Consider the following 17,928-nt stretch of genomic DNA (forward strand, 5'->3'; position numbering starts at 1 on the left):
AGAAGGGACTTTCTTTCATCACATAAGTCACATGAGATTTTGAATGATGCGTATTTAAAATAGAAGAACCCATTAGTTTTTGAAAATCTTTGATTTTCTTCCTTAGTGATGCTTATTTTAAAGTAATTAAAAAACTTGCTTAAACTTTTTTCCACAAAAAATGCAAAAGATTTAAACACTTTAGTTTTTTAAGTTTAATCCTTGAAATGGAAAAAAAAGAGCACATAAGTTAAAAAAAATCAGAGATTTTTTCTCTTTGCAGACTTTTGAAATACTTAAATAAATCCAATAAAGTTTTTTGTCTTTTTTGCGGCTAAATTTAAAATGAATTTAAAGAAACTTAAAGTAAGTTTTTAATACATTTTAAATAATTCTGGCTGAAAATTATTATTTATTTTTCAATAGAATCTGAGTTTTATAAAACTGTTTATTTTCTGCGGTTTTATTTTCCTAGCCCAGATTGAGCGGCATGTCTGAGCTCTTTTTTGGATTCGGCGGCGGCTTTTGCCGCCGCCGAATCCAAAAAAAGCGAGTAGCGAAAGCTGGAAAAAGCTCCTGATCTTGTTTTTTTTTGCAACACAACAAATCATTGTTTTATTAAAAAGATACTTAACGGCTATTTTTTTTGTCAATAAATTAAAAAAGTTATCTTTGCAAAAATTTTGGTTTCCATTAATTTGGAATGAAAAGGGAATTGGGCGAAAATCCCAAACTGTCCCCGCAACTGTAAATCGCATATAAGATTTCTACGATAAACCACTGTGAAAACGGGAAGGTGTAGAAAGCGAAAGTCAGGAGACCTGCCAAAATGTAATCTTAAAAACATTGCTTTCGGAGGAAAAGTAAAATAGGAATGGCATTAAAAAGATCTTTAGTACTGCTTTTTGCATCATACGGTTGTTTTCTTTACGCGCAGGAGAAAGCTATTGACACCGTTTATGTTTTTGACAATCAGATGAATAAGGTGAAACTTTTTCATCCGGTTACTACAATTACTCCCAAAGACATCGAAAAAAATTCCGCCAATCTATCTGAAACGTTACGTTTTCAGTCGGCTGTTTATATTAAGGAAAATGGCCGCGGTGCGGTTTCTTCACCTTCTTTCAGGGGAACAACGGCGCAGCAGACTGCTTTTGTGTGGAATGGAATTAACATCAATTCTGTTCTTTTAGGACAGGGAGATGTTAATAATATCGCGATTTTCGGTTATGATGCGATAGAAGTGAAAGCTGGCGGCGGAAGTGTGGTTTACGGAAGCGGAGCAATAGGAGGAAGTATTCACCTTAACAATGAACTGAAATTTAATGAGGGTTTTCATGCAACTTTACATAGTGAAGTGGCTTCTTATGAGACGTTCCAGAATCATTTTAAAACTTCTTTCAGCAATTCAGATTTCAGTTTTAAGGCATCCGGAAATTATTTCATCAGTCAAAATAATTATGAGGTTCCTGAGAAGCAGTATATCAACCGAAACGGTAAATATTTTAACGGTACAGCGAATATAGGTTTTAGCTATAAAATTGCCCGAAATCAGAAAATCTCGTGGCAAAGTCAGTTGTACGACGCGGAACAGAATTATCCTATTTTCACGGAAAACGGCAATCGTACGAAATATGCAGCGCAGACTTTCCGAAGCCTTCTTACCCACGATGTGAATTCGAAATCGATTTCAAACAGCCTGAAAGCGGCTTACACGGAAGAAAATTTCCAGTATTTCGGAGTTTTTGAGGCTCCTAAAACCAGTGGCGGAACGGGAAAAATCCTGATTTTTAAAGATGATTTCAATTATTTCATCACGCCTAAACTGAATGTTAATCTTATCGGAGAGTTTCAGATCAATAAAGGGGAAGGCTATCAATTCAGAATTGAGGATGTAAAGAGAAATATTTATTCTGTTGCAGGATTGTTGAGATATTTCCCTACCCAAAAGCTGAGACTGGAAGCCGGAATCAAGAAGGATTTTATTGAAAATATAGAATCGCCTTTACTCTATTCTTTTTCTGGTAAATGGAAGGTTTCTGACTGGTACAGTTTAGGGGCAAGTTTTTCAAAGAATTTCAGATTTCCTTCTTTTAATGATCTTTACTGGAATCCGGGCGGAAACTTGGATCTGAAGGCTGAAACGTCTTTGCAGACTGAAATGAGCCACGAATTGACGTTTGGAAAATTCATGTTGAGTATCACGCCTTATTACATGAAAATAGAGGATATGATCCAATGGATTCCTACTTCTATGGGATATTGGTCACCAAGAAACGTAAGAAATGTTGAGTCTTATGGTCTTGAGTCTAAAATTGGGTTTCAGCACAAGTTTTCTAAAGAACATTCTTTAAAAATAAATACGGGATACAGCTATACGAGATCTGTAGATCTTGAGACGAAAAATCAGCTGATGTATGTTCCTCTTCATAAGGTTTTCGGGAATGCAGATTATCAGTACCGATTTATGAATCTGTATGTTCAGGGAATGTTTACGGGTAAGACTTTTACCACTTCTGATGAGAATAACGATTATCTTATAAAACCATATTTCGTCCTGAATGCAGGATTGTCTGCAACTGTTGCCAAAAAGTATACTTTAGGATTGAGGGTAAATAATATTACCGACGAGATTTATGAAACGATGGCTTATTATCCATTACCTAAAAGAAACTACAGTTTTTACATCAACTTAAATTTTTAAAATCAATTATTATATTATGAAATTCAACAGACTTTTTCAGCTTTTACTGGCTTTGATCCTTGTGATTAATGTTTCATGTAGTGATGATGAATATGTAATGCCGTCGCGAGGTGATTATGAAAACGGATATTTTATTGCGAATGAAGGAAACTTCGGAACACCTACAGCGAGTGTTTCTTTTATTTCTAAAGATCTTTCTGTATTGGAAAACGATATTTATAAGAAAAATAACAACGAAAATCTGGGTGATGTTTTACAGACGATCACATTCAGTGATGACAGAGCTTTTTTGCTTCTGAACAATTCTAATAAAGTACAGGTTGTTAACCGTTATAATTTCAAAAAAACCGGAGAAATTACAGCTCAGTTGGATAATCCTAGATATATGACGATCAGCAACGGAAATCTTTATGTTTCTAACGATAAGTATAACGGAGGAAAATATGTGAATGTTTACAAGCTTTCTGATCTTTCTTTTGTGAAGAAAATTCCTTTCGCTTCCACTTCTACAGCGGAAAGAGTGGTAGAAGCAGGAGGAACGGTATTTGTGCAGAATGCTACTTACAGCTACGGAAGTACGCTTACGAGAATCAATACTTCAACCAATGAGATCATCAACACGGTTGCTGTTCCTAACGGTGAGATCGAAAAAACCATCAGTTACAATAACAATGTGTATGTAATTGCTTCAGGAGCATCTAATTCTTACATTTATGAAATTTCTCCTGCAGGAACGATTACAAAAACTACAACTTTAATCGGTATCGCCAATGCAAGAAATCTTGAAATTGATGGTGGAAAATATTACTTCACCTCTGCCAACAAGATTTACACAATGGATATGAATGCAACAACAGCTCCTTCTGCCCCTCTTATCAATTTTGTAGACGGAGGGCAATATTTTACGCTGTACGGCTTTTCTGTAAAAGACGGAAAAATCTTTGCATCTGATGTAAAAGGTTTTACAGCTCCATCAGAAGTTACAGTATATAACACTTCAGGAACAGTTCTGAAAAAATTTGTAACAGGCATCGGATCTAATGCCGCTTATATGAATTAATCTTTTTAAGGTCTTTGCTATAGTAAGAATTGAATGTTTATCATTTCTTTTATACAATACAAAGAAATAAAATTATGATTAAAATACTCAGTTAATAAATTTCCTTAAAATAAGAAGCTGAAGAATACCCACAAACCACCAAACAGGAAACCTGAAATAGGTATAAAGCAATGTAAAATTATCAACAATTGGCTGATCTTTTGTCGCTTTTTCAATTTCAAAATCAACAGATAAAAGCGGAATAACAAATCCAAAAAATAAAAACGCAACCAGATATAAAATCCAGTTGCGTTTTTTAATTATTTTAAATTTCCAGACAACAATGTTAATAAGGAAAATTAATACTAAAATAATATAATCAAATGTCCCGAAAAGCATTTAGGCGAGTGTCAATCCCAGTTTTTCCGCTTCAGCAATCACGAAAGTTCTCGCTTCCTCGCTGTCATTTCCAATTTCGCCTTCCAGAATGGCTTCTTTTACTTTTTCCTTTAAAATTCCGATCTCGCGACCTGGTTTCAGGTTAAACATTGCCATAATTTCTTCTCCTGAAATCGGCGGCTGGAAATTCCTTACCTGATCTTTTTCTTCAACTTCTTTAATCTTAACAGCAACATATTCAAAATTTTTCTTGAATTTCTCCTGCTTTTTAGAATTTTTGGTCGTAATATCGGCTTTACAAAGGGTAAACAGATCTTCCATATTTTCTCCTGCATCAAACAATAATCTTCGCAAAGCAGAATCTGAAGCATCATCGGTAATCAGAGCAATCGGTCGAGACGAAAGTTTTACCATCTTCTGAACATATTTCATGTCCGGACCTAAAGGCAGTTTCAGTCTCTGGAATAATGTTTTTACCATTTTTGAGCCTAAAAACTCGTGCCCGTGGAATGTCCATCCTGTTCCTTCAACGAATTTTTTGGTCGGTGCTTTTCCGATGTCGTGAAGCAATGCAGACCAACGAAGCCACAGATTATCGGTGTTTTCAGAAATATTGTCTACCACTTCCAAAGTATGGTAAAAATTGTCTTTATGGGTTTGTCCTTCCACTTCTTCTACTCCTTTCAGATCAATCAGTTCAGGAATAATTAATTTCATCAGACCCGTCTGTTCCATTAATTTCAGACCAATAGATGGCTTTTTGGAAAGCATGATTTTATTAAATTCCACCATGATTCTTTCCATCGAAACAATTTTTATTCTTTCGGCTTCCTGCTTAATGGCTTCCAAAGAATTTTCTTCGATCTGAAACTGAAGCGTAGAAGCAAAACGGATGGCTCTCATCATCCTCAAAGGATCATCAGAATAGGTTTGTGCAGGTTCCAGAGGCGTTCTTAAAATTCCTTTTTCCAGATCATCTACTCCATTGAAGGGATCGATTAGTTCACCAAAATTATCCTGATTTAACGAAATTGCCATTGCATTCACCGTAAAATCCCTTCTTTTCTGGTCGTCTTCAATGGTTCCGCCTTCCACTTCCGGTTTCCGGCTGTTTTCGGTATAACTTTCTTTTCTTGCGCCTACGAATTCAAGCTCAAGATCTTTGTATTTGATCATCGCTGTACCGTAGGTTTTGAAAACCGAAACTTTCATTTTCGGATCAATTTCTTTTCCTACGTTTTGGGCAAGCTCGATACCGCTTTGTTCGGTCACAAAATCAATATCCGTTGATGCTTTTCTTTTCATCAAAAGATCGCGTACGTAGCCTCCGACGACATACACAGACTGGTTGTTTCGGGCTGCAACCTCCGAAATAATTTTGAAAAGTTTTAAATTTTTATTTTGAGTAAGATTAATTTTCATTTTCTAATACACTAATGCCGTTCATTAATTGTAATGAGCATACATTTTATTAATTTTTCCGTCTTCATTAAAAAACATCACTTCGACCGCATGTTTATCCATAATGGATTTGTAAAATAAGGCCACAGAATCTACTCCTTCCGTAGATTTTATAAGTTCGAAGTGAAAATCAGGATATTTTTCCAATGCTGTCTTCCAATATTCGCGAACAGCAGATTTTCCTTTTAAAGAACTTTCTTTTCCTCCTGTTGCTAATTTTATCATCGGCGTCACGATCTCTATTTCATCCGAATAATGAGATAAAATAATATCCAGATCATGCGAATTCCATGCTTTGATTCATTCTTCAGCAAACTTTTGATGATCCATCGCAATTGTTTTAAAATTGAAGTTCTGCAAAGATAAAACTAAAAAAAGAAATCCTGCCGATGCGGATGAATAAGACTTTAAAATATATGATAAACGCCGATTATTCTCTCAGAACTTTTATTCTGTTGTCACTCCAGACTTTTATTACCGACGAACCCGAATATTTTGAAACTTTTTCGCGGTCTTCTTCTACTGCATAGTCTACAAGATCAATCATTTCAGGAGAAATATCCGAGAATTTTAACGGACTTTTTTCACCGCTGAAATTTGCAGAAGTAGAAACCAAAGGTTTGTTGAGTTTTGTAATCAGTTTTTTGCAGAAGTCGTTTTTTACCAGACGGATTCCGATGCTTCCGTCTTCAGCTAATAATTCTTTTGGCAATCCTCTCGGGTTTTCATAAACAATTGTTACAGGCTTTTCGCTCAGATCAATAATTTCCCAAGCCATTTCCGGAACATCAACCAAATCCTGTAGTCTTTTTTCAGATTCCACCAAGATGATCATGGATTTGTTTTTTTCCCGTTTTTTGATGTCAAAAATTTTATTGACAGCTTCTATATTGGTAGCGTCACAGCCAATTCCCCAAATGGTGTCTGTTGGGTATAAGATTGTTCCGCCGGATTTTAAAATTTCTATTATTTTTTCCATTGTTTTCTGTCATTGCGAGGAGCGAAGCGACGAAGCAATCTCAAAAAGGATTGAGAATATCTTTAATATCTTCTGTCAAATCTCTCCACTCGTGATTAATTGAATTTATTAAATCAATTTTTTTCTGTCTCGAACCTGCTTTAATTTGTTTTTCTCTAAAAATAGCATCTCCTATTTCCTGAAATGATTCCCAATAGACAAGTTTGTCAATATTATATTTAGATGTAAAGCTTAGTTCAAAAATCTTTTCTTTATGCTGATAAATTCTTTTTGGTAAATTTGATGTTACCCCAGTGTAAAGAACCGTATTGTTTTTATTGGTCATAATATAAACAAAGCCTGGTTTCATTTGTGTTCATCTTTAAAATTATGAGATTGCTTCGTCGCTTCGCTCCTCGCAATGACATAAAATTAAAAAACTTTACAACTTTGGCAAATACCTTTCCTCAATAATATTCAGATGATGAATATTATGACCAACAATCAATTTCCCGATGGTTTCGGCAGAAATCTGGTTTCCGTTGGCGGATCCTACATTTTTTAAGGCTTCGGAATTTGAAGTTTCCAAAAGAATCTGAGACGATTTTCTGATCAGTTGATATTCTTCCAATAATGAACTTAGTGTTCTTTCATTCGCGAAAGACTGTTTAGCGTACAATTCCTCATCAAAACCCGGTAATTCATTTTGGTCGCCTCTCGCAAAAGCCAATATTCTGTACTGAAAGATTCTTTCGGTATCGGATAAATGCAGAAGGAGTTCTTTCAGCGTCCATTTTCCTTCGGCGTAGGCAAAAAGAGATTGTTCTTCTGAAAGCTTTGAGTAAATTTCAGCCGTTTTTTCTCCGTATCTTTTCAGTTCTTCCAGCCAGTTTTCTGAGGGAATTAAATCTAAATATCTTTGAACGTATTTTTGAAAATCAGTCATATATAATGAATAATAAGTAATTGGTAATGAGTAATATTTTAGTAACAATTAAGATTTCGTAAACTGTTACACTGGTAAATTGTTACATTATGAAATCTTCCATTCGTAAAAATTCACTTCATCGTAGATTTCGAATCCGCATCTTGGGTAAAGCTTGTTTCCGATATCATTGGATTTTCCGGTTTCCAGAAGAATTCCGGCGGCATCGGTTGATTTTGCAAGTTCTTTGGATGCTTCAATCATTTGTTTTGAAAACCCTTTTCCACGATAATTTTCATTCACGTACAAATCATTCAAAAGCCAGTATCTTTTCATTCTTGTGGAGGAAAATAGCGGATACAACTGAACAAAACCGACTAATTTCCCTTCATTTTCGGCAACAAAAATTTCGGAATCGTTATTTTCAATTCTTTCTGTTAAAAATTTTTCCGCAGCAGGAATATCGGAATCTTTATGATAAAAGATCCTGTACTGATCGAACAGCTCAGCTAAATGCTGTACATCTGCAAGTTGGGCTTTTCTTGTCATAATGGGAGTTTAAAACTTTGTCAAAGCACAAAAAAACTTCATAAAGCTTTGACAAAGTAGATTATAAGTGATGGTCGTAGCTGAGAACGCGCTTCATTTTCCAGTCTTTTCCATCCAGAATCCAGAGAATGGTAAATTTTGCACGGCTTCCCTTGTTCCATTTTCCGTTGTAAAATTCAGCAAAATCATGTTCTCCTTCCTGAATAAAAGCATACAGAACATTATTGTTGTACAAAGGATATACTTTCATGGAATTTGGAATCAATTCGCGTTTCACTTTGTTGGGTCCGCCACAAATATTGTTTTTAATGGAAGCTTTGAAGGCTTCTTTTCCGGAAGTAATTCCGCCTTTGTCGTGGTAGAATTCCAAGTCTTCGCTTACGATAGAATCATAATGAGAAAGATCACATTTATTGAATCCGACATCGAAAATCAGACTGTCTAATTTTTTCGCCGTTTTGTACAGTTCGTCGGTATTTTTAACCTGAGAAAAAGCAATCTGGCTTACCATTAACAGGAATAAAATCTGGATCTTTCTCATTATGTTTTTATTTTAAAATGTTGTTCAACACTCTGTCATTCTGACGTTAGGAAGAATCTTTTTTAATAAATTTTTGAATTTCTATTCCAACGTTTGTCATTCCGCAGGAATCCCGGCTCTAATTTTTTCAAGCAACTTTCTAATACTATCTAAAGATCCTTTCAGGATGACAAACTTTAATTGTATTTTTCAAATACTGAAAGAATTGACTACAACCTTAGCCACGATTGCAACGGCATCCTTTTGTGAAGCAAAGCGTAGCAAAAGATATAGTGGAAAGCGGGAAATAGCTCCAAAAGTTTAAATAAATTCTATTTAGATTCTTTACTCCAATTCGTTCTATACAGAATGACAAAGTGTTATAAATTGTTTTTAAACTAAGAAAAGGCTCTTTCCAGATCTGCGATAAGATCTTCTGCATCTTCGATTCCTACGCTTAAACGAACCAAATCGTCTGTAATTCCCAATTCTGCACGTTTTTCTGCCGGAATGGAAGCATGAGTCATCAAAGCAGGATGATTGGCAAGAGATTCTACTCCACCCAAAGATTCGGCTAAAGTGAATACTTTTACTCTTTCTAAAAATTTGATGGCATATTCTTTTTTACCCGATTTAAAAGTGAAGGAAACCATTCCTCCGAAATCTTTCATCTGAGATTTTGCCAGTTCGTGTTGCGGATGAGATTCTAATCCCGGATAAATTACCTGATCTACAGCAGGATGAGATTCAAGATATTTTGCAACAGCCATTCCGTTTTCAGAATGTCTCTGAACTCTTAAAGCCAGTGTTTTAATTCCTCTCAACACAAGGTAAGAATCGTGAGGTCCCAAAATTCCTCCGCTTGCAAACTGAATGAAGTGAAGTTTTTCTCCCAGTTCTGCATCTTTAGCCACCAAAGCTCCCGCAATAACATCGGAGTGACCTCCTAAGTATTTTGTTGCAGAGTGCATAACGATATCGGCTCCCAAATCAATCGGTCTCTGAAGATAAGGTGTTGCAAAAGTATTATCCACTGCAACCAGAATATCTTTTCCTTTTACCACTTCAACAACTGCTTTAATATCAACCAGTTTCATCAAAGGATTGGTTGGCGTTTCAATCCAGATTAGTTTTGTTTTATCTGTAATAACGTCATTGATTTTAGAAACATCATCAAAATTCACGAAGGTAAATTTCAACTGATATTTTTCGAAAAGTCTGGTGAACATTCTGTACGTTCCTCCGTACAAATCGTCTACTGCAACCACTTCATCTCCCGGATTTAATAATTTTAAAACACAGTCGATTGCAGCCAAACCGGAACCGAAAGCCAGACCTCTCGCTCCGTTTTCGATGCTTGCCAAAGAGTCTTCCAAAGCCTGTCTCGTAGGGTTTGCCGCTCTGGAATATTCGTAACCGGAATGTACTCCCGGACTTTTTTGTGCGAAGGTAGACGTTAAAAATACAGGTACATTCACAGAACCCGTTGCAGATTCGTGATGCTGTCCTCCGTGTATTACTTTTGTATTGAAATTCATTGTTTTATATTTTTGATTTGAAGCGGGATGATGGAAGCTGGATGCCTTTATATACTTCCAACATCAGACTTCCCTCATCCCGCTTTTTTTTACATTTTTATCGCCGATTTTACTGCGAACTCTTCTGCCATCTGCTCCAACCATTGTGCCACATCTTCTTCACCTGTTGCTCTTTGGTAGGTATTTCCCATAGAAACAAGCACCTGATGAATGAACATTTTCATCTGATCCATAAGCATTTCTTTTGTCCAGAGATCAATTCTCAAAGCTTCCATATTTTTTTCGTCCCAAACGGAGATCATGGTTGCCTTTGTTTCTTCTTTTTCAATTCCGCCGTCCTGTGCGTTCCAGGTGATGTTTTCCGGAATGTGGTTTTCATCCAGTTCTACATCTATCGTAATCTGAGTTTTTCTCATAACGTTCTTTTTATTCTACTATATATTGTTTGCCAAATGTTTTACATTCAGCGTATTATTTTACTTTCGGTTTATAGCCCGACTGGTTAAAGATCACCGTTGCATCCAATCCTAAGAAATCCTGAAGTTTGGTTTCTGGTTTCTGTTTCAGATATTCTTTACAGATCTGCCATCCTGTGAATATGGCAATCTGCGGAGAAGATTCGTTATCAATTTCTGTATAAAATTTCGAAAATGGTCCCGGAGCGATAAAACGGTCTTCCAATCTATGATCATCCCCAAATATGATATTATTTTCCACGAAATAGTTCCAGATATTGGCTTCGTTGGAAACTGCCCATTCATACTGCTTCTGGGTGTAGTTCATTTTCAGATATTCCGGATATGTTGGTAAAAAAGCGTCTTTAAGAATCATGATTTTACCGTTGAGAATCATCATATCGATAAATTTCTGATGATCCGGGGATTCTTTCACAAAACCTTCCGCGAAAATCTGTGCGACTTTCGGAACAATATTATTCGGGTTCATGGATTTCTGGAAGTACATTTCCAAACCTTTATAATTGGGATTTCCGTCTCCCATAAAGCCTGTAATATCAATAAAAAGCTGATTTCCCTTCGCATCATAAAAAATAGGATCCTGAATCATCTGCAAAGCCGATGAAAATAAAAATACTTTCGGACTTTTAAAGGAAGGAAAATAAAATTTGATGTGCGAAAACAAATCCTGAAGATCGGTCTGCAGTTTTTTCTGATCTATTTTTGCGGCTGCTTCCTTGTAAATTTTAATTTCTTCAGGATCTGCTCTTCTTTTGGCAAAATCTGCATCGCTTACCGTTCCCTGAAACCAAGGAAATTTAGCTTTAAAGCTTTCCGATGAAACATTCGGATCGTAAAGTTCTTTGGAAATATCTGTAATTTCTACTTTTTCCGCCGGACTTGTAATCTCTACGTTCCATTGATTCCCGGATTCTTTTTTGCAGGAATTCAATCCTAAAATTAATACTAAAGAAAGTGCAGTAATTCTGAAAATCTTCATACTTTTACATGAAATTTAAGTGTACAAAAATACGGATTTAAACATAATGTAATGATGAAAAATAAAATAATTCCGATCCTCATTCTTATTTTCTCTGTATCCTGTTTTTACAGTCAAAGCCTCATTTTTAAAGATAAAAATCTTGAAAAAGCGGTGATTGAAAATTTTGATCTGAACAAAGACGGAAAAATGAATCAGTTTGAAGCCGACAGAATTGAAAATTTATTTTTAGTGAATAAAGGCATTACAAATGCAGAAGATCTTCCCTATTTTAAAAATGCAAAAATGATCGTACTGGATGATAACAGCATTGTAAATCTTTCTCTGAAAAATTTGGATCATCTGCAGCTTTTTTCGTGTACAGGATGTAAAATTTCAAATTTTAAAGCAGAAAATCTAAAAATTCTGGCTTCACTGTATCTCGACAACAACCAGATTGAAAATATTTCGCTGAAAACGACGCCCAGAATTGATCAATTAACCGTATCTTTAAATAAAATAAAGACCATTGATCTAAGCTCGCTTAAATATCTTAAAAAGCTAAATCTTGAGCATAATCAGATTCAAAAACTGGATATTTCCGCAAATATCAATCTGGAAACCTTAAACGTGATGAAAAATCCGATCAAGGAAACAGACATTAAAAAAGGAGCAGCCAATGTAACGGTTTTTGGATTTCAGCAACAGTAATTTTTTATGTATTTAGAAACACAAAGACTTATTCTGAGAAAATTTGAAGAAACAGATGCAGAACGTCTGTTTCTCCTCGACTCCGATCCTGAAGTGATGAAATACATCGGAATGCCTCCTCTTTCCGACATCACCGAATCTGAAAATGTAATTAAAATGATTCAGCAGCAATATCGTGATAACGGTGTCGGAAGACTTGCTGTAATTGAAAAAGAAAGCGGACTGCTGATCGGCTGGAGCGGACTAAAATTAATTACTCAGGAAATAAACGGCTACAACAATATTTACGATCTCGGATATCGTTTCATTCCTGAATACTGGGGAAAATGCTATGCGCTGGAATCGGCAAAAGCTTCGCTTGATTTTGGATTTAACGATCTGAAAGCTGAAACCATTTATGCTCATGCCCATTCTGAAAACGAAGGTTCCAATCATATTTTAAGAAAATTAGGCTTTGAAAAAACCAGCGAATTTACCGAACCGGACGGAATTTGCTTCTGGTATGAACTTCAACATCAAAATTATGATGACTAAAATTATATTATCTATTCTGTTCATAATCAGTTGTGTTAGTTGTAGCAAAACTAATCATCATACATCACAAATTAATGAAAGTATTGTTCCTGCCTTGAATGTTCCATTCGGAACAATTGTTCCTATGGAAGTAAAAATAATTGATGGAGATTCCTATCATATCAAAGCAACTGAAGGAAGTTATTTATTAGAAATAAGCTCAATTAATAACAAGACTTTGAATGAAAAAATAACATTGAACTTTCAAGATGAAAGTGGTAAACTTGCAAGTGATAATTTTGAATTTTATGAGATTCTTTACAATAAAAAAGCAGAAATTATTACTGAAGATACAATAAAAATAATTAAAAACAATTTTGTAGGGAAAACATATAAAATAAATGCATATGAATCAGGCAGTTTCGTTGGAATACCTGATGATTATAATAAATATAGTATTTCACAAGGAACCAAATTCCATTTTCAAAGTTATCTTATCATCTTAAAAGCAGAAGAAAAATAAATATAAACTTATAGAAAAATATAAACAATGCAGACACAAAAAGTTATAGATCATATTGTAAACTGGCTGAAAGATTATGCCGTAAAAGCAAAAGTAAACGGATATGTAATCGGAGTTTCGGGAGGTGTGGATTCGGGTGTCGTTTCTACTCTTTGTGCGATGACAGGGCTTGAAGTTCTTGCGCTGGAAATGCCGATCCGTCAAAAAGCCGATCAGGTAAACAGAGCGCAGGATCATATTGAGGATCTGAAAAAGAAATTTCCAAACGTAAAATCAGAAACCGTTAACTTAACTCCTGTTTTCGAAAGTTTTGAAAATATTGTCAGCGCACATTCAGAAGGAAATCCTAATAACAATCTGGCTCTTGCGAATACAAGATCACGTTTCAGAATGCTTAATTTATATTATTTCGGGCAGCTTCACGGACTTTTGGTGTGCGGAACAGGAAATAAAGTGGAAGATTTCGGAATTGGTTTCTACACTAAATATGGCGACGGCGGTGTGGATGTTTCTCCAATCGCAGATCTTTATAAAACGGAAGTTTACGAATTAGCTAGAGCTTTAAATTTAATTGAAAGCATTCAGAATGCAATTCCTACGGACGGACTTTGGGATGCAGAAAGAACGGACGAAGACCAAATCGGGGCAACTTATCCTGAACTGGAAAAAATTCAGAAAGAATACGGAACAAAAACAGCAGAAGATTACGAAGGCAGAGATAAAGAGGTTTTCCAGATTTTCGACAGAATGCATAAAGCGGCAAAACATAAAATGGTTCCGATTCCGATCTGCGATATTCCGGAAGACTGGAGAGCATAAATTAATGTAACAATTTAAAAGTCTAATAATATAACAATTGATTGCTAAACTGATAGATTGCTACATTAAAGTTGTTTAAACTATTTCAGAATTAACCGCAAAAGTGACAAAAGATGAACTAAACTTTTATTTAAAGTTGATCATTATAAATGAAAAAGTTCACAATAGTTTTTAAAAATCTTTGATTTTTATTCTTTTGAGTGCTTTGATTATTATAGAAATTCACTTTAAGATTGTCTTTTGTGTGACTTTTGCGGTTAAATAAAAGTTCAAACAAACTTATTGTTACATTTTTTAATTTAATACTATGAATGGTAAAATAAGATCTGTCTTTTTCATTTGTTTAGGGCTTCTTTTCGGGATGTCTGTAATGTACGTTTATAATAACTTCATTGCGGATAAAAAGGAAAATTCTTCGAAAGATCCAAGAATTGAATACGGCAGTTCTGAGATTTCGGGTTCAGCATATTCGAATCAGGAATCTATCGATCAGTTGACAGAAGAAAATAAGGTTATTGCTTACGTTAAACAAAATCATCAGCTTCCTGAGTATTACATCACCAAAAATGAAGCAAGAAAGATGGGTTGGAGTCCTTCCAAAGGAAATCTGTGTGAGGTTTTGCCCGGAAAAGCGATTGGCGGAGATAAGTTCAACAACAGGGAAAAAACGTTACCTGAAGGAGAAAAGTATTTTGAAGCCGATGTGAACTATCATTGCGGAAACAGAAATGCAGACCGGATTGTTTTCACGAAAGACGGTGATGTTTATCTCACGAAAAACCATTATAAAAGTTTTGAAAAGCAGTAGTTGTAGGTCATTGCGATGAGCAAAACTAGCCTGTGCTTAGCTTCTCGCAATGACTTACGCTCACTGATTTAAAATTAAAAATAAAGTTATGAGTACAATATATATAGATTTTACGGACATCGGAGATTATGAAGATTTCTATGCCCAACTGAAAGAAAAGATCAAACTTCCTGAACATTTCGGAGATAATCTGGATGCGCTTTCTGATGTGATTACAGGAGAACTGGAAATGCCTCTTCATATTGAATTTGTAAATATGACGGTCGATCAGCTAGAAACTTTTGAAGATCTTCTTCTCACGCTTGAAGACGCCGAAGAAGAAACGGAAGACTTCACGTTCACTTATTTTCTCGAACAGTATGAAGATGATGAAGACGATCTGAACGAAGAGGAAGAATAATATAAACGATAATCTACAACCCGCGGAATAATCTGCGGGTTTTTCATTTATAAAGTTTTTAATATCTAATGAAAATGCTTAAAATACTGCTGATTCATCTCTTAAAATAAGGCATCTGTAAGGCATCTATGTGGTATTAATAAATTTTTAATCCCCCTTTCAAATTGTTAATTTTAAATCAAATTAATAATTAAGGCTTATGATCATTTGTGAAAACCTCCTGTTTTCTCATGGTGCTGAACTGCAACACTATAATTCCGGCGATTATATTTTTAAAGAAGAAAGCACTCCCAAATATTATCTGCAGATAAAAACCGGAACGGTAAAGCTGAGCAGCTTTCTGGAAGACGGCAAAGAATTCATTCACGGGATTCCTTTCGATGGTCATTGTCTTGCCGAAACGTATATTTTCCACAATAAAAAGTATGCTGTAAGCGGAGTTGCGATTACAGATTGTGAAATCATCAGACTTGAAAAAAGCAAATTCTTAAAACTTTTATTAGAAAAACCTGAACTTCTGCTTTCTGTGTATTCTTACACCGCAGACCGTATGCGGTACAGGCACATCACTGCTGCACCATTTTCTTTCAGAGATCCGATTACAAAGCTTACTCTTATTATGTCTCATGTAAAAGCGCATTTTGGTTTTGAAGAACAATTCTCCTTTGTAGTTCCTTATACAAGACAGCAGTTAGCATCGCTCACAGGAATGCGGATAGAAACCGTAATCCGCGCAATTAAAAAAATGGAACAGCAGAATATGGTAAAGATCGACAACAGTAAAATTTATGTTTAAAAACAAAAAAAATCCTTAACTTTTTGGTTAAGGATTTTATCATTTATCTTTAAAGGAAAGTACTATTTTCCAATCACTTCCGTAATCGGATTTCCTACATTTCCGCTTGGAAACTGAATTTTAAGCAATGAAGAAACGGTAGGTGCAATATCTGTCATGAAGTACGCTTTATTGCTTTCACCATGCTGAATTCCCCATCCCATAAATATTAAAGGAATATGCGAGTCGTAAGAATTCCATACACTGTGCGTTGTCCCTGTTTTTGAATACGGAGGAAGCATGGAATCATGTGAAATCAACTGAATATCACCACTTCTCTGTCTGTTGATTCCGTTGATGATTCTTTGTTTAATCGGCTCCGGAATAGAAGATTCTGAAACTTTATTTACCGGAACAGCGTATAAATCTGAAGGATCACTTTCAATTTCTTTTACGGTGAAATCTACAACGTCTTCTAGTTTGATATTATTTTCTTTGAGTAATTTCCTGTCGAAATAAATCTGGTAATTATCCACCGCATTGATCAGTTTATCAACCCCGAATTTTTCTTTTAATTTAAGATTGACGTTTTTATCCATTCCGTCTCCGAAGAAACCTGTCGTGATCTTATGTTCCTGTAAAAAGCCTACAGAATGCGCACCGCCGTGGTCTGCCGAAAGGAAAACCGTGTACTGTCCCTTTCCTACTTTGGAATCCAGATAACTGAAAAACTGGGTTAAATCTTTATCAAGTCGTAAATAAACATCTTCAACTTCTATAGAATTCGGTCCGAATTTATGTCCTGCATAATCCGTTGATGCCAAATTAATCGCTAACATATCCACCACATCGTCTCCTCCTAACTTTTCACCTTCTATTGCGGCTTCCGCTAATTTCAGCGTTAATGTGTTTCCGAATGGCGTGTAACGGATATTGTCTTTTTTAGCCTGATAATCTGCTGCTAAATTACTGTAAGGAAACGTAGGGGTTTTGGCACTTCCCAACAATCCTTCCCATGAAGAATTATCCGGAGAACTTTCTGTATACTGATCGATCGGAAGTAAGGTATTCCAGCCGTTGGCAACCAATTTATCTGGTAAATCCTGAGAATTGAAGGCTTTTACCCACTGCGGAAGATCATTCATGTACCAGGTACTTGTAATAAAGTCTCCGGTAGAATCATCAAACCAGAACGCTCCGTTCGGCGTGTGTCCTGCCGGTAAAATGGAAGCTCTGTCTTTTAAAGAAACGCCGATTACTTTTCCCTGAAAGTTGGTGGCAAGCCTCAGCTCATCCGTAACTGTGGTAGACCAGAGATTTTTCGGAGAATGACTCCCTACTTTAGCATTGGCTGTTCCTACAGGTTTTACACTTTCATCTGTGGTACAGTAGACATTTTGCCCTGTTTCCTTATCCGTCCAGTCGTTTCCTGCGATCCCGTGAATTGCCGGAACAGAACCTGTGTAGATACAAGTGTGTCCTAAAGCTGTAACGGTAGGAACATAGGGAATATGAACATTATTTAAAGAATATCCTGTATTTAAAAGTCTTTTGAAGCCGTCGTTGCCGTATTTGTTATAAAAACGGTATAAATAATCCCACCTCATCTGATCCACAACCAAACCTACTACAAGTTTTGGTCTCTCCAACTGAGAATTTTTGTTCTTCTGCGCATTGATTGTAAGTACGGACAAAAAAGCAGCCGCCGCAACCGAAATTTTCCTAAGCATCCAGTAAAATTTTTATTGACAACAAATTTAAGGGTTTTGAAAGTTTTGATGTGTGAAATTTTATTTAAATTTGATTTCTATTGAGTTCATCTGCATTAAAATTTCAATTAATATCCTTTTTAATGATGATCAAACTTTTCTTT

20 protein-coding genes and 1 riboswitch are annotated in these 17,928 nt (G+C 35.6%); of the genes, 9 read left to right on the plus strand and 11 right to left on the minus strand.

Translation table 11 applies throughout. The features are described from left to right. Nucleotides 1–646: 646 nt before the first annotated feature. Nucleotides 647–822: riboswitch (cobalamin riboswitch) on the plus strand. A 31-nt stretch (nucleotides 823–853) separates the two neighbouring features. Next, nucleotides 854–2,683 carry a TonB-dependent receptor plug domain-containing protein gene (locus PFY09_RS07000; RefSeq protein WP_271161927.1) on the plus strand — a complete coding sequence of 610 codons (1,830 nt, stop codon included), beginning with the start codon at nucleotides 854–856 and terminating at the stop codon, nucleotides 2,681–2,683. A 16-nt stretch (nucleotides 2,684–2,699) separates the two neighbouring features. After that, complete coding sequence (locus PFY09_RS07005; RefSeq protein ID WP_271161928.1) at nucleotides 2,700–3,743, plus strand: DUF5074 domain-containing protein; 1,044 nt, start codon at nucleotides 2,700–2,702, stop codon at nucleotides 3,741–3,743. A gap of 378 nt (nucleotides 3,744–4,121) precedes the next feature. Here PFY09_RS07005 and PFY09_RS07010 read toward each other — a convergent pair whose 3' ends face one another. The 10 genes from PFY09_RS07010 to gldB all read right to left on the minus strand — a co-directional run bounded on the left by PFY09_RS07010 (nucleotide 4,122) and on the right by gldB (nucleotide 11,527). Then, nucleotides 4,122–5,543: a CCA tRNA nucleotidyltransferase gene (locus PFY09_RS07010; RefSeq protein WP_116096160.1), complete on the minus strand. Its 1,422-nt coding sequence runs from the start codon at nucleotides 5,541–5,543 to the stop codon at nucleotides 4,122–4,124. A gap of 24 nt (nucleotides 5,544–5,567) precedes the next feature. Then, on the minus strand, nucleotides 5,568–5,882 hold the full coding sequence (locus tag PFY09_RS07015; RefSeq protein WP_333781140.1) for a nuclear transport factor 2 family protein: 315 nt from the start codon (nucleotides 5,880–5,882) through the stop codon (nucleotides 5,568–5,570). Between the two features lie 130 nt (nucleotides 5,883–6,012). Further along, nucleotides 6,013–6,561, minus strand: a complete 549-nt coding sequence (locus tag PFY09_RS07020) for an L-threonylcarbamoyladenylate synthase (RefSeq protein WP_087709123.1) — start codon at nucleotides 6,559–6,561, stop codon at nucleotides 6,013–6,015. Between the two features lie 40 nt (nucleotides 6,562–6,601). Continuing rightward, nucleotides 6,602–6,910 (minus strand): GIY-YIG nuclease family protein, encoded by a 309-nt coding sequence (locus tag PFY09_RS07025; protein ID WP_271161930.1) that lies wholly within the window; start codon nucleotides 6,908–6,910, stop codon nucleotides 6,602–6,604. Nucleotides 6,911–6,982: 72 nt separating this feature from the next. Continuing rightward, complete coding sequence (locus tag PFY09_RS07030; protein WP_271161931.1) at nucleotides 6,983–7,486, minus strand: DinB family protein; 504 nt, start codon at nucleotides 7,484–7,486, stop codon at nucleotides 6,983–6,985. Nucleotides 7,487–7,573: 87 nt separating this feature from the next. Then, nucleotides 7,574–8,014 (minus strand): GNAT family N-acetyltransferase, encoded by a 441-nt coding sequence (locus PFY09_RS07035; RefSeq protein WP_271161932.1) that lies wholly within the window; start codon nucleotides 8,012–8,014, stop codon nucleotides 7,574–7,576. Between the two features lie 61 nt (nucleotides 8,015–8,075). Then, nucleotides 8,076–8,555 (minus strand): nuclear transport factor 2 family protein, encoded by a 480-nt coding sequence (locus PFY09_RS07040; protein ID WP_271161933.1) that lies wholly within the window; start codon nucleotides 8,553–8,555, stop codon nucleotides 8,076–8,078. A gap of 377 nt (nucleotides 8,556–8,932) precedes the next feature. Further along, entirely contained in the window at nucleotides 8,933–10,072 is a 1,140-nt protein-coding gene (locus PFY09_RS07045) for a cystathionine gamma-synthase (RefSeq protein WP_271161934.1), read from the minus strand. Nucleotides 10,073–10,161: 89 nt separating this feature from the next. Next, entirely contained in the window at nucleotides 10,162–10,488 is a 327-nt protein-coding gene (gene gldC, locus PFY09_RS07050; protein WP_271161935.1) for a gliding motility protein GldC, read from the minus strand. 55 nt (nucleotides 10,489–10,543) lie between these two features. Beyond that, a complete protein-coding gene (gene gldB / locus PFY09_RS07055) occupies nucleotides 10,544–11,527 on the minus strand; it encodes a gliding motility lipoprotein GldB (protein ID WP_271161936.1) in 984 nt (327 codons plus the stop codon). 54 nt (nucleotides 11,528–11,581) lie between these two features. On the opposite strand from gldB, the gene PFY09_RS07060 reads away from it, so the two are divergent. The 7 genes from PFY09_RS07060 to PFY09_RS07090 all read left to right on the plus strand — a co-directional run bounded on the left by PFY09_RS07060 (nucleotide 11,582) and on the right by PFY09_RS07090 (nucleotide 16,076). Continuing rightward, complete coding sequence (locus PFY09_RS07060) at nucleotides 11,582–12,217, plus strand: leucine-rich repeat domain-containing protein (RefSeq protein ID WP_271161937.1); 636 nt, start codon at nucleotides 11,582–11,584, stop codon at nucleotides 12,215–12,217. A gap of 6 nt (nucleotides 12,218–12,223) precedes the next feature. Continuing rightward, nucleotides 12,224–12,751: a GNAT family N-acetyltransferase gene (locus tag PFY09_RS07065; protein WP_271161938.1), complete on the plus strand. Its 528-nt coding sequence runs from the start codon at nucleotides 12,224–12,226 to the stop codon at nucleotides 12,749–12,751. Continuing rightward, nucleotides 12,741–13,253: a hypothetical protein gene (locus tag PFY09_RS07070; RefSeq protein ID WP_271161939.1), complete on the plus strand. Its 513-nt coding sequence runs from the start codon at nucleotides 12,741–12,743 to the stop codon at nucleotides 13,251–13,253. Before PFY09_RS07065 ends, PFY09_RS07070 begins: the two co-directional genes overlap by 11 nt. A gap of 27 nt (nucleotides 13,254–13,280) precedes the next feature. Beyond that, nucleotides 13,281–14,072: an NAD(+) synthase gene (gene nadE, locus PFY09_RS07075; RefSeq protein ID WP_087709132.1), complete on the plus strand. Its 792-nt coding sequence runs from the start codon at nucleotides 13,281–13,283 to the stop codon at nucleotides 14,070–14,072. Between the two features lie 307 nt (nucleotides 14,073–14,379). After that, the gene (locus tag PFY09_RS07080; protein ID WP_271161940.1) at nucleotides 14,380–14,880 is read left to right on the plus strand and encodes a ribonuclease domain-containing protein; all 501 of its coding nucleotides are present in this window, start codon (nucleotides 14,380–14,382) and stop codon (nucleotides 14,878–14,880) included. 88 nt (nucleotides 14,881–14,968) lie between these two features. Next, nucleotides 14,969–15,280 carry a barstar family protein gene (locus PFY09_RS07085; RefSeq protein ID WP_271161941.1) on the plus strand — a complete coding sequence of 104 codons (312 nt, stop codon included), beginning with the start codon at nucleotides 14,969–14,971 and terminating at the stop codon, nucleotides 15,278–15,280. A 199-nt stretch (nucleotides 15,281–15,479) separates the two neighbouring features. Then, nucleotides 15,480–16,076, plus strand: a complete 597-nt coding sequence (locus tag PFY09_RS07090) for a Crp/Fnr family transcriptional regulator (protein ID WP_268054820.1) — start codon at nucleotides 15,480–15,482, stop codon at nucleotides 16,074–16,076. Between the two features lie 62 nt (nucleotides 16,077–16,138). Here the strand turns inward: PFY09_RS07090 and pafA are convergent, their stop codons facing one another. Beyond that, entirely contained in the window at nucleotides 16,139–17,785 is a 1,647-nt protein-coding gene (gene pafA, locus PFY09_RS07095; RefSeq protein ID WP_271161942.1) for an alkaline phosphatase PafA, read from the minus strand. Between the last annotated feature and the right edge of the window lie 143 nt (nucleotides 17,786–17,928).

Origin of the sequence: Chryseobacterium gambrini, assembly GCF_027920505.1 — a bacterium.
GTDB lineage: Bacteria > Bacteroidota > Bacteroidia > Flavobacteriales > Weeksellaceae > Chryseobacterium > Chryseobacterium gambrini.

Bases quoted from the DNA above. Each gene is read 5' to 3' on its own strand.
- PFY09_RS07000 (WP_271161927.1), top strand. From the start codon at position 854: ATGGCATTAAAAAGATCTTTAGTACTGCTTTTTGCATCATACGGTTGT.
- PFY09_RS07085 (WP_271161941.1), top strand. From the start codon at position 14,969: ATGAGTACAATATATATAGATTTTACGGACATCGGAGATTATGAAGAT.
- PFY09_RS07065 (WP_271161938.1), top strand. From the start codon at position 12,224: ATGTATTTAGAAACACAAAGACTTATTCTGAGAAAATTTGAAGAAACA.
- PFY09_RS07010 (WP_116096160.1), bottom strand. From the start codon at position 5,543: ATGAAAATTAATCTTACTCAAAATAAAAATTTAAAACTTTTCAAAATT.
- pafA (WP_271161942.1), bottom strand. From the start codon at position 17,785: ATGCTTAGGAAAATTTCGGTTGCGGCGGCTGCTTTTTTGTCCGTACTT.
- PFY09_RS07040 (WP_271161933.1), bottom strand. From the start codon at position 8,555: ATGAGAAAGATCCAGATTTTATTCCTGTTAATGGTAAGCCAGATTGCT.
- PFY09_RS07060 (WP_271161937.1), top strand. From the start codon at position 11,582: ATGAAAAATAAAATAATTCCGATCCTCATTCTTATTTTCTCTGTATCC.
- PFY09_RS07005 (WP_271161928.1), top strand. From the start codon at position 2,700: ATGAAATTCAACAGACTTTTTCAGCTTTTACTGGCTTTGATCCTTGTG.
- gldC (WP_271161935.1), bottom strand. From the start codon at position 10,488: ATGAGAAAAACTCAGATTACGATAGATGTAGAACTGGATGAAAACCAC.
- PFY09_RS07025 (WP_271161930.1), bottom strand. From the start codon at position 6,910: ATGAAACCAGGCTTTGTTTATATTATGACCAATAAAAACAATACGGTT.
- PFY09_RS07030 (WP_271161931.1), bottom strand. From the start codon at position 7,486: ATGACTGATTTTCAAAAATACGTTCAAAGATATTTAGATTTAATTCCC.
- PFY09_RS07080 (WP_271161940.1), top strand. From the start codon at position 14,380: ATGAATGGTAAAATAAGATCTGTCTTTTTCATTTGTTTAGGGCTTCTT.
- PFY09_RS07020 (WP_087709123.1), bottom strand. From the start codon at position 6,561: ATGGAAAAAATAATAGAAATTTTAAAATCCGGCGGAACAATCTTATAC.
- PFY09_RS07035 (WP_271161932.1), bottom strand. From the start codon at position 8,014: ATGACAAGAAAAGCCCAACTTGCAGATGTACAGCATTTAGCTGAGCTG.
- nadE (WP_087709132.1), top strand. From the start codon at position 13,281: ATGCAGACACAAAAAGTTATAGATCATATTGTAAACTGGCTGAAAGAT.
- gldB (WP_271161936.1), bottom strand. From the start codon at position 11,527: ATGAAGATTTTCAGAATTACTGCACTTTCTTTAGTATTAATTTTAGGA.
- PFY09_RS07070 (WP_271161939.1), top strand. From the start codon at position 12,741: ATGATGACTAAAATTATATTATCTATTCTGTTCATAATCAGTTGTGTT.
- PFY09_RS07045 (WP_271161934.1), bottom strand. From the start codon at position 10,072: ATGAATTTCAATACAAAAGTAATACACGGAGGACAGCATCACGAATCT.
- PFY09_RS07090 (WP_268054820.1), top strand. From the start codon at position 15,480: ATGATCATTTGTGAAAACCTCCTGTTTTCTCATGGTGCTGAACTGCAA.